Source organism: Clostridium sp. LXY-7 (assembly GCF_056172015.1).
Genome location: NZ_JBLLJL010000005.1, coordinates 125,329 through 140,620, shown reverse-complemented (window position 1 = coordinate 140,620; position 15,292 = coordinate 125,329). Strand labels below are relative to the sequence as shown.

The following is a 15,292-nucleotide window of genomic DNA, read 5'->3' as shown; positions in this document are numbered from 1 at the left end:
AGCAACATATGACAAAATACGACCATTTTATGGCTAGTTTTTTTAACTTATGATATAGTGTTTTAAGGAGGTGCACTTATGAAGAGATTTAGTAATTTTAAAAATATAATAGGAGCTCTATTAGTAATAATTTTAGGAAGCTTATTTATAGTTGGATGTAGTAGTGAAGTAGGTAAGGACAACCAAAATGAAGCAGTTAATAGCGTTGATGAATTGAAAGTACATTTTATTGACGTAGGGCAAGCAGATTCTATTTTGATAGAAGGTAGTGAAAAAATTATGCTTATAGATGCTGGAAATAATGCAGATAGTGAGTTAGTAAAGGAATATCTAAATGCACAAAATATTGAAAAAATCGATTATTTAGTTGGAACTCATCCTCATGAAGATCATATAGGTGGGCTTGATTATGTAATAAATAATTTTAACATAGGAAAAATTTATATGCCTAAAGTTACTGCAACAACAAAGACTTTTAGGGATGTAGTTGCAGCTGCTAAAAATAAGGGATTGAACTTTACAACGCCTAAGGTTAGAGAGGTTATAGACTTAGGTGATGCTAAGTGCACTATATTAGCTCCAATAAGTGAAACCTATGAAGATACAAATAATTATTCAATTGTTATTAGATTAGAGCATGGAAACAACTCATTTTTATTTACAGGAGATGCTGAGGAAGTAGTAGAAAAAGAAATGATAAATAGTGGAGTTAATCTACAATCCACAGTACTTAAGATAGGACATCATGGAAGCAATAGTTCTACAAGTAAAGAATTTTTAGAAAAGGTTAATCCTAAGTATGGAGTTATTACCGTTGGGGTAGATAATGATTATGGTCATCCAAGACAGGATGTAATGAATAAATTAAAAGAAAAAAATGTTGAAGTTTATAGAACGGATGAGAATGGAACAGTTATAGCAACTAGTGATGGTAGCATAATTAAATTTAATACTTCACCAGGGAGTTATAATGGATTAATAAAGGGTAAAAGCCCTAATTCAGAAAATAATAGTTCTATGAATAATGAAGAAGAAAACAAGTCGGACAAAGATACTGTGGTTTATTGGACACCTAATGGTAAATCTTATCATTTGAATAAGAAATGTAGTGCTTTATCTAAGAGCAAGGTTATAAATTCAGGAGTATTAAAAGATTCTCCTAAAACAGATCCTTGCGATAGATGTGCAATTTAATAGAATCAGATTATAAGGCTATATAGTTTTAATTAACTATATAGCCTTAATTATACTATCCTTATTACAGGATAGTTTTAGATATATGCAAAGTAGGTAACAAAAAATATTAACGAATATCATGATTTATATAGATCATAAGATGGGGCTTTGAAAAGTAAAAATATCATAATAAAGAAGAGGTAGAAAAATAAAATAATCTATCTCTTTTTTATTATGATATTTTTGGATAAGAAAAGAACATATGGTAATAATACAAAAGAAGAAATCGAAAGAAAGGAAGAGTATAATGAGGAGTTTCATAGCAGTTACATTATTTATACTTATGATTATACTTTACAGACGTACTGTTAGTAAGAGTGAACGTGTACAAAGTGTTAAAATTCAATGGAATATAAGAAATAAGACAGTGTTAGAAATAGAAAAATTAGCTCAACAACATAGAGAGATAGAAGAAGTTAGATTTAGTAAAAAGTTAATGTATGATGTAGAGAATAGTTATAACAATATAATCCTATGTCATAATTTTTTTAAGAGAGAATATCAAAAGGGATATAGAAGAATTCAAGGCAGTGAATGGATTTTAGATAACATCTATGTTATAGAAAAAGAATATAAAGCATTGATAAAGAGTATAAGAAAAAGTTATGTTAAGAGTTTGCCAGCTATTAGACATGAAGGTGAAGAGCGGTTTCCTAGGGTTTATGACTTAGCTAGAGAAATAATAAATTCAAGAGAGTTAATGAGTGAATCTTTCTTGATAGAATATTTAAATAAATATCAAAGTATAACTGTTTTAACTAATAGAGAATTATGGGCATTATGTGCAATGATGAAAATGTATTATATTCAAATTATAAGTAGAGTATGTTCAGAAGTTACCCTAAAGGAAAAAGATAGTAAGAAGGGGGGAGAGATAGGGAATATTTTTATAGCAAATCGTGAAAATGGATCCTTAAGCAATATAATTAACCAATTAAATTCAAAAGAACTCCCTACTAGTGAATATTTTTGGGAAGCATTATTAAAAACATTAAGAGACAATGGAGTCACTGATGATGAAGTAGAATTATGGATTGAAGATAGATTAAGAGAAAGAGAAATAAATGAGAATAAAATTTTTATTATGTCAGAGCAAGCTAATATAAGCTATTCTAAAGCTATTAGCCATTCTATATTAAATCTTAGAGCAATTGAAAATTTTAATTGGATAAAAATATTTCAATTAACTAGTAAGGTTGAGGAAATATTGGTTAAAGATCCAACGGAAACATATATAAATATGGACTTTTATTCAAAGCAATTATATAGAAATATAATAGAAGAAATATCTAGAGGAAATAACATACCTGAAATTTTTATTGCTCATAAGCTATTAAGTTGTGCTCAGGGCACTAAGAAGTTTCAATTTGAAAATCATATAGGTTATTATCTTATAGATGAAGGACGAAGAGAATTAAATAAAGTTTTAGATATTGATTTCAAGGGATTTGAGAAAGTAAAAAATATAGTAAAAGGAAAGGCCGTAGGGACATATTTATTAGCTATAGGAAGTATAATTCTTTTACTTTCTATGGGATTTATCACATGGAGTTATTACAATGATAATGATGTGAGATTTTTCAAATATGTATTGGCCTTTATAGTTACATTGATTCCTTTAAGTGAAGTGGTTATATCAATATTTAATTGGAGTGTTACTCATATGTCTAAGCCTAGAACTGTCTGTAAAATAGATTTAGAAAATGGAGTTCCAGATGAATATAGTACAGGAATTATAGTTCCTACAATAATCTCTTCAGTTAAAAGAGGTAAAGAGTTAGTTGATAATATGGAAGAGTACTACTTAGGGAATAGAGATGAGAATTTATATTATATCTTACTCGGTGATTATGTAGATAGTGATGAGGAAGACGAGAAAGAGGATAAATATATATCAGAGGCTTGTAGTTCATATGTAAATCTTTTAAACAGTAAATATTGCGCTAAGAGTAAAGAAAGGTTCTTTTTTTTATGTCGGAAAAGAATTTTTAATAAAAAAGAGAATAAATGGATGGGATGGGAAAGAAAAAGAGGAAAGGTAGAGGAATTTAATAGATTTATAAGAGATGATAAAAATACTAGTTATATGACTTTTAATCAGAATATAGAAACACTAAAGAATATAAAATTTATCATCACTTTAGATGCAGACACCATATTGCCAAGAGATACAGCAAAGTTGTTGATTGGAGCTATGATACATCCACTGAATAGAGCTTATATAGAGCAGGGGGAAAATAGAGTTTGGAGAGGTTATGGTTTAATGCAGCCAAGGATAGCTGTATCATTGCAAAGTGCCAATGAAACTTATTTTTCTAAAATTTTTTCAGGTAATACAGGAATAGATGTTTATACCACTGCGGTGTCTGATGTATACCAGGATTTGTTTGGAGAAGGCATTTATACAGGCAAAGCCATATATGATGTAGATGTATTTAATAGTGTATTAGGTGGGGTTATTAAGGAAAATACAGTGTTAAGTCATGATTTGTTAGAAGGATGCTTTTTAAGAACAGCGCTATTAACGGATGTTGAACTTATTGATGGATATCCTGCTTATTATAATTCCAGCGCCAAAAGGCTTCATAGATGGGTAAGAGGGGATTGGCAGTTAATTCCATGGATATTCAGAAAAAATAGTATAGATGGATTGTCAAAATGGAAGATTATTGATAACTTACGAAGAAGTTTAGTAGCACCTTCAATGATTTTGCTTTTAATATGTTCATTATGTATGGTAATGCCCGATGGGTTGGATAAATGGTATATGTCGGCATTTATAGCGCTAATCACTCCTATATTATTTGACATCTCTGAAAATGCTGTTGTTCCTCTTAAAAGTATAAGTTTGAGTGGAAAAGTAGATAGTTTTTCCATGGCTTTGAAGCAGGTGTTTTTTATATATGCCTTCTTACCATTTCAGGCTTATTTGATGATAGATGCAATAGTTAGAACTCTTTGGAGAATGGGAGTGACAAAATGTAATTTATTACAATGGCAAACTGCGGAAGAAGCGGAGAGAACTTCAGGAAAAGATATAGAGAGCTATATAAGGTATATGTGGAGTGGAAGCTTAATAGGCTTAATAATTCTGTGTATGGCATTTATAAATAGTATGGATACTTTTCTTGTTATGTTACCAAGTGGATTATTATGGTTTATAAGCCCTTGGATTGCTTATAGAATTAGTAAAACTAATAAACATAAGATTTATCTAGAAGAACATCAAAGGAATTTAATAAGAAGAGTTTCTAGAAAAACTTTTGCGTATTTTCAAGATTTTATTGGAGAAGAAACTAATTATTTAGGGCCTGATAATTTTCAGGAAGAACCATATAGAGGTATAGCTATGAGGACATCTCCAACTAATATAGGATTAGGTCTAATGAGCAATATTGTTGGAGTGGATATGGGATATTTAGGAATCATAGAAGCCATAAGTTCTATAAATAAAACCTTAGATACTATGGAAAAATTGGAGAGTTACAAAGGACATTTTTATAATTGGTACGATATTGGAACCTTAAAACCACTTTTTCCTAGATATATTTCTACGGTGGATAGTGGTAATTTAGTTGCTTATTTATATGTAATACAACAAGGGTTAAAAGATTTTATAGAGAAGCCTTATGCCAATGGAAGAGTAAAAGGAGTAAAAGATACTATAGAATTAGCATTATTAGAAGTTAAAGATGAATCAGTACAAGAAAGATACAAGGAAAGTTATAGAAAGATTATTAGATCCCATAAAAATATAGAAGAAATATATCAAATACTATTAGATTTAAAGGGAATTATGGAGGCTAATATATGTAAAGGATATTGGAATAGCAAACTATTACATGAAATAAATAGTTATATAGAAGAGATAACATACTTTTTTCCTTGGATAAAAATAGCTAATGAAAAATTTAATAAATTAGAAGAGTATAATATCTTAAACATAGAGAATAAATGTAGTTTACAGAATATATGTAATAGTATTGAAAAAGTTTTAAGCGCAGAGGGGAAAGATATAGTTTCCGATATTATGATAAGTTTATCTATAGGAAGAAAAAATATATGGGAATTTATAGAGAAATGTAATGATACAATGAAAAGAATTGATGAGCTTATTAATAAGACGAATTTTTCCATGCTATATAATTCTAAAAGAAGGTTGTTTTATATTGGATATGATATAGAAAATCAAATGTTTACTGATAACTATTATGATCTATTGGCTTCAGAGGCCAGAATTACAAGCTATATAGCTATTGCAAGAGGGGAAGTTTCTAAGGAACACTGGTTTACTTTAAGCAGGGCTTTAACTAAAATGGGAAATAGAAATGGATTAGCTTCTTGGAGTGGAACTATGTTTGAGTATTATATGCCTAGGTTGATTTTGAAGAATTTTGAAAACTCACTATGGAGTGAGACTTATAATTCTGTAGTAGATTATCAGATGGAATATTGTATGAATAAGGGCATTCCTTTCGGAATATCAGAAAGTGGATACTATACCTTTGATTTAGATTTAAATTATCAGTATAAAGCTTTTGGAGTACCTAAAATAGGTTTAAAAAGGGGATTAGAAGATGACTTAGTTGTTTCTCCATACTCTTCAGTTATGTCTCTTATGGAAAATATACCTAATAGTATAAAGAATTTAGAACTTTTAATTTCTTTAGGTATGGAAGGCAAATATGGATTCTATGAAGCTTTAGATTATACTAAAGGGAGAAGAAAAAATGAGAAGTACAAAATTGTAAAATCTTTTATGATACATCATTTAGGTATGAGTCTATTAGCCATAGATAATGTAATAAATCATGATATATTGCAAAGAAGATTTCATGATATACCTATAATGAAGAGCTGTGAATTATTACTTCAAGAGAAAAATTGTAAGAATGTAGTTTTTGATAGAGTAGAAGATAACAAATACTGCGAAGAAAAATCTGATAATACAATGATATATATAAGAAATTACAATAAACCAATAACTAAGTTTCCTAAAACTCAATTATTATCAAATGGCAAATATAGCATCATGATAGAGAGTTGTGGTAGTGGATATTCAAAGATAGATAATACATTTGTATATAGATGGAGAGAAGATATTGTAAATAGAAACAATGGAATGTTCTTCTACATTAAGGATTTAACTACAGAAGACTTTACGTCCACAACATTTGAACCCTGCATGGAGGCAGATGATAGTTATAAAGTTAAATTTTATCCATATAAAGCAGAATTTATTAAATCTTGGAGAGGGGTTTCAATAAATACATCTGTATATGTACTTCCAAAGGATGATTGTGAATTAAGAAGAATAACTTTAGAAAACAACTCCAAGGAAGAAAGAAAGCTTCAATTGACTAGTTATTGTGAAATTGTATTACAGACATATGACGGAGATTTAGCACATCCTGCCTTTGGAAATCTATTTGTTACTACTGAATATATCAATGAGTTAAATGGTGTAATAGCAAGAAGAAGAACAAGAAGTGAAAGAGATAGGGAGAAATATGTATTACAAAGACTATTGATAGAAAATGGAATTAATCATTTGGAATATGAAACTGCTAGATTGAATTTTGTTGGAAGAGGGAACTCAAAGAAAAATCCTATATCTATCACTAATGATTTAAAACTCAGTGAATCGGTAGGAAACGTATTAGACCCAATTATTTCACTAAGAGGAAGCATAACTTTAAAGCCTGGTGAGAAATGTATATTTAATTATATTACGGTAGTTGGAAACTCCAAGGAACATATATTAACTATAGCAAGTAGATATGATAACAATTATATATTGGATGAGGCTATAGATAATCTTCAAAGAGAAACTAAAAAGAAGCTTTTAAATAGAGGTATAAAACCTCCTCAAATGGAGCTGTATGAAAGTGTTGGAAGTAGTATTATATATTTAAATTCTAGCTATAGAAATAGAGAGGGAGCAATAGAACGAATAAATAAAAACCAAAGTTCTCTATGGGCATATGGAATTTCAGGTGATTTACCAATAATACTAGTTATTTTAGAGGATGAAAAGCATAGTGATATAGTTAGGCAAACTATATGTTGTAATGAATATTTAGGACACCATGGATTAAAAGTAGATTTAGTAATAATAGTTAGTGAACCAATAAGCTATGAGAAACCACTACAAACTTCGATAAAGCAGATTGTTTTAAACAGTAGCTTTAAGGATATGGAAAATAGACCTGGAGGAATATTTATTCAAAGTAGTGCTACCATGAACAAAGAAGATATTGAATTGCTCAAGGGAATAAGTTCTCTAGTGTTGTATGGCAATAAGGGAAGTTTATGGGATCAAGTATCTCTATTAATGAAAAACACCTATTATGATACCAGAAATCATGGAAAAATTGAGGCTGGGGTATGCAAAGTGAATTCACCATTACAATATGATGTAAATACCTTAAAATTTTTTAATGGGTATGGTGGATTTAATGAAATTGGAGAATATATTATTGTTTTAAAGGATAATATTAGCACACCAGCACCTTGGATAAATGTAATAAGTAATAAAGACTTTGGATTTCATATAAGTGAAGTTGGAAGTAGTTATACTTGGTATAAAAATAGTAGAGAATTTAAAATAACTCCATGGAACAATGATTTTATTGAGGATACCTTAAGTGAAGTTACTTATATTAAGGATGAAGAGAGCAGTGATGTGTGGACTATAACTCCTGAGCCTATAAGACACAAGGGTGAATATGTGATTACACATGGTTTTGGTTATTCAAAGTTTAATTGTAACTATGATAATATATTTGGAGAACTGAAAACTTTTGTGCCAAGTGATGATACAGTAAAAGTATTGATAGTTAAACTTAAGAATAACGAGAGTAGGAGAAGAAATTTATCCGTTACCTATTATGCAAAGTTAGCAATGGGAGCTATGAGAGAACATAATTATAAAAAGGTTTATACTCATATAAATAAAGGTCAAGGGTATATATATGCTAGAAACCCATATAGCTCAAACTTTTCTGGCAGCAGAGTATTTCTTAAAACATTTGGAGGAGAAAGTAAATCTTTTACAGGTGATAGAAGCAGCTTTATAGGTATGTTAGGAAGCCTCTCTAAGCCTGAAATGATGGATGAGATTGATTTAAATAATCTTGCGGGAGAAGGATTAGATCCTTGTTTATGTAATAAAGTTCATATTGTGTTAGAGTCTTTTGAAGAAAAGGAAGTAGTAATAATTTTAGGAACGAAAGAACAGGTAGAAGATATAGACATATCTATTAATAGATATAAAGATTTATCGTACGTTAAAAGAGAATTTGAGAATTGTACTGAACAGTGGAATAAGTTATTAGGTAAAATTAAGGTAACTACTCCGGATCAAAGTTTTAATTTAATGTTAAATGGCTGGTTAATGTATCAAACCATAAGCTGTAGATTATTTTCTAGAACTGGATTTTATCAAAGTGGAGGGGCGTTTGGATTTAGAGATCAACTTCAAGATGTAATTCCATTGATATATGTAGACCCAACCATAACAAGAGAGCATATTTTGTATGCCGCATCTAGACAGTTTGAGGAAGGGGATGTAGAGCACTGGTGGCATCCTGTAGTGGATAGTGGAATAAGAACTAGATTCAGCGATGATTTATTATGGCTACCCTATGTAACGAGTATTTATGTGAAAGCAACTGGAGATTATACTATTCTAAATGAGAATGTAAGATATTTAAGCGGCGAGGAACTGCAAGAAGGAGAAGATGAAAGATATGATATCTATGGTAAATCAAGTTTAGAAGAAGAGCTTTATTTACATTGTATAAAATCTATAGAAAGAGCTTTAAATTTTGGTACTCATAACATACCATTGATGGGAAGTGGAGACTGGAATGATGGAATGAGTGAAGTCGGTAATAAGGGAAAAGGAGAAAGCGTATGGCTAGGTTGGTTCCTGTATGATTTATTAAATCGGTTTATAGAGGTTTGCGACTATAAGAAAGATCTTGATAGAAGCAAAAACTATAAACATGTAAAAGAATTTATAAGAGATAATATAGAAGCTAATGCTTGGGATGGAGAATGGTATAGAAGAGCTTATTTCGACGATGGAACTCCGCTAGGATCTAAAGATAATAGTGAATGTAAAATAGATGCTTTGGCTCAATGTTGGTCTGTAATTTCAGATGGTGGAGACCATGAAAGAACAGAAATAGCCATGGAGTCTTTGAAGAAGAACTTAATAAAGTCTAAGGAGCAATTAATACTTCTTCTTACTCCACCTTTTAATAAAAGCAAACTTAACCCAGGATATATTAAAAGCTATGTTCCAGGAGTGAGAGAAAATGGTGGTCAATATACTCATGGAGCTACTTGGGTTATACTAGCTTATGCAAAAATGGGGAGAAGTAACGAAGCGTATAGACTCTATTCTATGTTAAATTCTATAAATCATGGGGATACTACAGAAAAAATAGAAAATTTTAAAACAGAACCCTATGTAATGTCAGCAGATGTCTACTCTGAGCCACCTCATGTAGGAAGAGGAGGGTGGAGTTGGTATACAGGAAGCTCTGGATGGATGTATACTATAGGACTTCAATATATATTGGGGATGGAATTAGTTCAAGGAAAAGGCTTTACTATAAAACCGTGTGTACCTATTGAATGGAAGAATTACACTATTGAATATAATATAAATGAAGCTCATTATATTATAAATATCAATAGAGGTGAAAATGACAAAATTTTATTCAATGGTGAAGTTATGGAAGGAGATATGATACCAATAATGGAAAGTGGAGAGTATATAATAGAGGTAACATTTAAATCGTAGATATTTAGGTTAATTATATTAAGAATGAAATCGAAAAAATAAACAGTATAAAAAGTAAAAAGTATAGCCAGAGATCTCTGGCTATACTTTTATTTTGGGGTGTTTTTATTTATCGAAGTCAATGGTTGGTCTTTTAAATCTAGTAGATCAGAGCCACCATTGTAGGTATAATCAAATTCAACGTTAGATATATTATTAGCAACTACAGGATCCACCACATGATTTGGAAGAAGTACAGAATCCTCTAAGGAATAAGATTTTACAGGTTTTAAGCTAGCATCAAAAAAATCACGCTCATTAGGACCATAGGTAGTTTTATTTTCATTGTGTTTTTTTTCCATATAAATTCCCTCCTAAATTTGAAAATTGTACTGATGTTAGTGTACGTTAAACTCTTAAATAAATACTAGGTATAAAATGTAAAAGGACTTGACTATTTTTAAAAAATATGATATGATAACTTAAAATATTAAATAAAATCGTTGAAGCGAAGTAAGTAAACCTAAAAACAAATTTTCAGAGAGTGATATGTGGTGAAATTATCATAATTATGTTTAGGTTGAATGGGTCGTGGAGATATTGGATGAATTATATTTAGTAGTCTTAATCGTGTCTCTCACGTTATAGAGAGAAGATATTTTATGTATCTTATAGAGATAAGGCTATTAATTGCCTTAAAATAGGTGGTACCGCGTATTTTATGCCCTATGGAGTTTTTCCATAGGGTTTTATTTTTATAAACATTATATGAGAGGAGCAATAATTATGGAAGAAAAAAGAAAAGTAATTTTTAGTGGAATAAAACCTTCAGGAGATTTAACTTTAGGAAATTATTTAGGAGCTATAAAGAATTGGGTAAAACTTCAAGAGGATTATGAATGTTATTTTTGTGTAGTGGATCTTCATGCTATAACTGTAAAGCAAGTTCCAGCACAATTAAGAAAGAGAACATTGGATATATTAGCTATTTATATAGCATCAGGAATTGATGTAGAAAAGAATACACTATTTATACAATCTCATGTACCAGCACATTCAGAAGGAGCATGGCTTTTAAATTGCTCTACCTATATGGGGGAGTTAAGCAGAATGACTCAATATAAGGATAAGTCTAAGAGTAGTGGAGAAAGTATACCAGCGGGACTATTTAATTATCCAGTATTGATGGCAGCAGATATCCTATTATATGGAGCAGATTTAGTTCCAGTAGGTAAGGATCAAATGCAACATCTAGAATTATCTAGAGATATTGGAGAAAGATTCAATAAGTTATACAGTCCTACATTTACCATACCAGAGGGATATGTTCCTAAAGCAGCAGCAAAGATAATGGACCTTCAAAATCCATCAAAAAAGATGTCAAAATCAGACTCTGATAGTGAAAATGCTAATGGATATATTTTAATAATGGATCCACCAGAAGTTATAAGAAAAAAAATATCTAGAACTGTTACAGATAGCATAGGTATCGTTAAATACAATGATGAACAGCTAGGAATTAAAAATTTAATCAATATTTTAAGTGCTATTAGGGGAATTTCGCCACAGGATATAGAAAAGAACTATGAAGGTATAGGATATGCTAAATTTAAAGAAGATGTGGCAGAAGCAATAGTAGAAGAGTTGGCGCCTATTCAAGAAAAAGTTAAGGCCTTATTAGAAGATAAAAACTATTTAGAAGGAATATATAAAAAAGGTGCTGACAAAGCTAATTATGTAGCAAATAAAACATTAAGAAAAATGCAGAGAAAAATTGGGCTTATTCAATTATAATATAATGCTTAAAATAAAAAACCTATGAGAAAGGAAATTTTCTCATAGGTTTTTTAAAGATAAAGGTAGCATAGTCTATTATTGTATATTCAAATGAAGATAATTTCTCTTCAAGCTAAAATATCTATTTTAGATATCATCTTTATAGTTTCCATAGTAATTTCTAGACAATAATACATTATAACAATATATACGAATTTTTTCAACAATAAACAGGATAAAAATCAATTTTTCTATTTGTTTTAGTATTATCTATATGTTATTATATAAATTGTGCTTAACATAGAAATACTATAATTACAATAGTAATTTATATAATAACAAGGAGTGAATATGGTGGTTGATTACATAAAAGAGATTGAAAAGAGAAGAACCTTTGCAATAATTTCTCACCCAGATGCAGGTAAAACCACACTTACAGAGAAATTGCTTTTATACGGAGGAGCTATTAGGTTAGCAGGTTCGGTTAAGGCAAGAAAAGCGTCAAAGCATGCCGTTTCAGACTGGATGGAAATAGAAAAGAAGAGAGGGATATCTGTAACCTCTTCAGTAATGCAGTTTAATTATGAAGGATATTGCATAAATATATTGGATACCCCAGGACACCAAGACTTTAGTGAAGATACCTATAGGACATTAATGGCAGCAGATAGTGCTGTAATGGTTATTGATGGAGCAAAAGGGGTAGAGGATCAGACTAGAAAGCTATTTCATGTATGTAGCTTAAGGGAAATTCCTATATTTACCTTTGTAAATAAAATGGATAGAGAGACAAGAGATCCTTTTGAATTAATGGAGGAACTTGAGAATGAACTAGGTATCAAATCCTATCCAATGAATTGGCCAATAGGAATTGGAATGCATTTTAAGGGTGTATACGATAGAAAAGCTAGAGAGATTCATATATTCAAGGCTGGAGATCATGGTCAAACAGAGATATCAGATACTATTATTTCCATAGATGATGAGGCCACAGTTAGAGAAGCTATAACTGATAGTCTATATGAGAAATTATTAGAGGACATAGAGTTGTTAGATATTGCAGGAGATGATTTTGATTCAGAGAAGGTAAGAAAAGGAGAATTGACACCTGCATTTTTTGGAAGTGCTTTAACTAATTTTGGAGTAGAGCCATTTTTAGAACACTTTTTAAAACTTACAACTGCACCATTGGGAAGAAAATATGATGATGGAATTATAGATGTCTTTGAGGATAACTTTTCAGCTTTTGTATTTAAAATACAAGCGAATATGAACAAAGCTCATAGAGATAGGATTGCATTTATGAGAATTTGCTCAGGAAAGTTTGAGAAAGGAATGGAAGTTTTTCATTATCAAGGTGGAAATAAGCTTAGACTTGCTCAACCTCAACAGTTTTTAGCTCAAGATAGAGAAATAGTAGAAGAAGCCTATGCAGGAGATATAATAGGGGTATTTGACCCAGGTATATTTAGTATAGGGGATACAATATGCTCTCCAAGTAAAAAATTTAAATTTGAGGGAATACCGACCTTTGCACCAGAGCATTTTGCAAGAGTTAGAACTGTAGATACTATGAAAAGAAAACAATTCATAAAGGGTATTACTCAGATAGCTCAAGAGGGCGCAATTCAAGTGTTTAAAGAACTTCATATAGGTACTGAGCAAATTATTGTTGGTGTTGTTGGAGTACTTCAATTTGAGGTTTTAGAGTTTAGACTTAAAAATGAGTACAATGTCGACATTAAGATGGATATGTTATCATTTAGAAATATAAGATGGATTGAAAAATATGATGGTAAAGTTGAGGAGTTAAGCTTAACCAGTGATACCAAAATAGTAAAAGATTTAAAAGATAGAGATCTTCTGATCTTCCAAAGTGATTGGGGAATCAGTTGGGCACTGGAACACAACAAGAGTTTAGTGCTTTCAAATATAGGTAAAGATAATTAACAAAAAACAAGCTAAAATTTAGCTTGTTTTTAATAGTTATATTTACTTTTTCTTCTATTTTTTTCTTTTAAGTAATCTATAATTAATAGTATTACTGAAATAGATATAATTAGGTTTATTAGATTTCCGCCTATTAAATAAAATAAATATATAAGTGAAAGCAACATTATAAATCCTCTAAACCATGTGATGTAATTCATAATATACCTTCCTTTGTTTGAACCAGTATTTTTTACGTGTCTAAATATATATTTTTCAATAATGAAATTACATAATACAAATAGGTTTTACTTGAATAGAGACTTAGTAAATCAAGGTTTTGAAACGGTTGAGCAGTAATAATATGAAGTTCTAATTAATTTAATTTTATATTTAAGCCTATTTGTATAATGCATAAATTTAATTGAAACTTATATATATTAAAGCAATAAAGTTATTATGTTCAAATATAAAAATATTATTCTAATATGAGAAATAAAAAAAGAGTAGATTTAAAATCTACTCATGAATTTTAATGCTATTTTGTTGGGAAACTGTTTCTATTATTTTTTCTAGCTTTCCTACATTCTGGGCATCTTACTGGGTCATTTTCAAAGCCTTTTTCTTTATAGAAAGCTTGCTCTCCCTCAGTAAATACAAATTCTTTTCCACAGTCTTTGCAAGTAATGTTTTTATCAGCCATTACGATAACCTCCTTTAATCTAGGGACTAATTAAACTAAGAAACTATCATACAAAAAACTCCTTGATTAAAGGGGTCGATAAGTTGCCTGGTTAATTAATCTTAAAATAATCTTAATTACATTATACCATATTTACATTATAATACAATACATATTGGCTGAAATATATTGTATTATAATGTAAAATAAAAACTTTGAAGCCAACAAAAAAATCATGGAATTTGAGTTGTAAAAATATTCAGAATATTATATACTATTTATAATAATATATCATTATATTAAATATAGTTTGGGGGCGTTTAGAATGATTCATGTATTTTGTAAACAAAAAGGCTCTGGGAAAACAAAGGCACTGATTGACCTAGCAAATTCTAAGGTCAAGGATTCTAAAGGCAGTTTGGTGTATATAAATGATAATAATAGAGTATTATTAGAAATACACAAAAACATAAGATTTATTTGTGCACAAGACTTCAATATTTATAATTATAAAGAGTTCTATGGGTTTCTATGCGGTATAATATCTAAAGATTATGATGTAGATAATATTTTCATTGATGGAATATTAAATGATTTATGGAGAGAGAAAGAGGCATTGGAGTTAGTCTTATCTAAAGTAGAATATTTATCAGAAAAATTTAATATAGACTTTTATATTAACATAGGTTGTGAAGAAAATAATATACCCAATTGTATAAGAAAATATATTGCTTAAAGTAATTTTATATAAATTCCACTTGATAATTTTCCGTAATAATAGTAATATGTATTTAAATCGATATAATTAAAGGTAATGATGGAAAGAAGTAATTATGGAAATCTTAAAGAGAGCTAATGGTGGTGGAAATTAGTGG

The 15,292-nt window shown here is 29.8% G+C and carries 8 protein-coding genes and 2 other annotated features (1 of these 10 cut by a window edge); of the genes, 5 read left to right on the top strand and 3 right to left on the bottom strand.

The features are described from left to right. Nucleotides 1-78 precede the first annotated feature (78 nt). Together ACI48Q_RS17025 and ACI48Q_RS17020 are read left to right on the top strand one after the other, a co-directional pair. Nucleotides 79-1,194, top strand: coding sequence for a ComEC/Rec2 family competence protein (locus tag ACI48Q_RS17025; RefSeq protein WP_474920309.1), 1,116 nt, complete (start codon nt 79-81; stop codon nt 1,192-1,194). A 289-nt stretch (nt 1,195-1,483) separates the two neighbouring features. After that, entirely contained in the window at nt 1,484-10,051 is an 8,568-nt protein-coding gene (locus ACI48Q_RS17020) for a glycoside hydrolase family 94 protein (RefSeq protein WP_474920308.1), read from the top strand. Between the two features lie 89 nt (nt 10,052-10,140). Here ACI48Q_RS17020 and ACI48Q_RS17015 read toward each other — a convergent pair whose 3' ends face one another. Continuing rightward, nucleotides 10,141-10,392, bottom strand: a complete 252-nt coding sequence (locus ACI48Q_RS17015) for a hypothetical protein (protein ID WP_474920307.1) — start codon at nt 10,390-10,392, stop codon at nt 10,141-10,143. Between the two features lie 132 nt (nt 10,393-10,524). Then, nucleotides 10,525-10,762 (top strand) — a binding site (T-box leader). Between the two features lie 54 nt (nt 10,763-10,816). Between ACI48Q_RS17015 and trpS the strand changes: the two genes are divergently transcribed. Both trpS and ACI48Q_RS17005 read left to right on the top strand, forming a co-directional pair. Continuing rightward, the gene (trpS, locus tag ACI48Q_RS17010) at nt 10,817-11,824 is read left to right on the top strand and encodes a tryptophan--tRNA ligase (protein WP_474920306.1); all 1,008 of its coding nucleotides are present in this window, start codon (nt 10,817-10,819) and stop codon (nt 11,822-11,824) included. Nucleotides 11,825-12,160: 336 nt separating this feature from the next. Beyond that, nucleotides 12,161-13,756 carry a peptide chain release factor 3 gene (locus tag ACI48Q_RS17005; RefSeq protein WP_474920305.1) on the top strand — a complete coding sequence of 532 codons (1,596 nt, stop codon included), beginning with the start codon at nt 12,161-12,163 and terminating at the stop codon, nt 13,754-13,756. Between the two features lie 29 nt (nt 13,757-13,785). On the opposite strand, the gene ACI48Q_RS17000 is transcribed toward ACI48Q_RS17005, so the two are convergent. Both ACI48Q_RS17000 and ACI48Q_RS16995 read right to left on the bottom strand, forming a co-directional pair. Then, nucleotides 13,786-13,956 (bottom strand): hypothetical protein, encoded by a 171-nt coding sequence (locus ACI48Q_RS17000; protein WP_474920304.1) that lies wholly within the window; start codon nt 13,954-13,956, stop codon nt 13,786-13,788. 317 nt (nt 13,957-14,273) lie between these two features. Then, complete coding sequence (locus tag ACI48Q_RS16995) at nt 14,274-14,438, bottom strand: zinc-ribbon domain-containing protein (protein WP_474920303.1); 165 nt, start codon at nt 14,436-14,438, stop codon at nt 14,274-14,276. Nucleotides 14,439-14,742: 304 nt separating this feature from the next. Here ACI48Q_RS16995 and ACI48Q_RS16990 point away from each other — a divergent pair, with 304 nt between their 5' ends. Further along, the gene (locus ACI48Q_RS16990; protein ID WP_474920302.1) at nt 14,743-15,153 is read left to right on the top strand and encodes a hypothetical protein; all 411 of its coding nucleotides are present in this window, start codon (nt 14,743-14,745) and stop codon (nt 15,151-15,153) included. A gap of 69 nt (nt 15,154-15,222) precedes the next feature. After that, nucleotides 15,223-15,292 (top strand) — a binding site (T-box leader); it runs 143 nt beyond the window's last position.

Excerpts from the sequence above, each read along its gene's own strand:
- ACI48Q_RS17025 (WP_474920309.1), top strand. The coding sequence starts at position 79 with ATGAAGAGATTTAGTAATTTTAAAAATATAATAGGAGCTCTATTAGTA.
- ACI48Q_RS16995 (WP_474920303.1), bottom strand. The coding sequence starts at position 14,438 with ATGGCTGATAAAAACATTACTTGCAAAGACTGTGGAAAAGAATTTGTA.
- ACI48Q_RS17020 (WP_474920308.1), top strand. The coding sequence starts at position 1,484 with ATGAGGAGTTTCATAGCAGTTACATTATTTATACTTATGATTATACTT.
- ACI48Q_RS17000 (WP_474920304.1), bottom strand. The coding sequence starts at position 13,956 with ATGAATTACATCACATGGTTTAGAGGATTTATAATGTTGCTTTCACTT.
- ACI48Q_RS17015 (WP_474920307.1), bottom strand. The coding sequence starts at position 10,392 with ATGGAAAAAAAACACAATGAAAATAAAACTACCTATGGTCCTAATGAG.
- ACI48Q_RS16990 (WP_474920302.1), top strand. The coding sequence starts at position 14,743 with ATGATTCATGTATTTTGTAAACAAAAAGGCTCTGGGAAAACAAAGGCA.
- trpS (WP_474920306.1), top strand. The coding sequence starts at position 10,817 with ATGGAAGAAAAAAGAAAAGTAATTTTTAGTGGAATAAAACCTTCAGGA.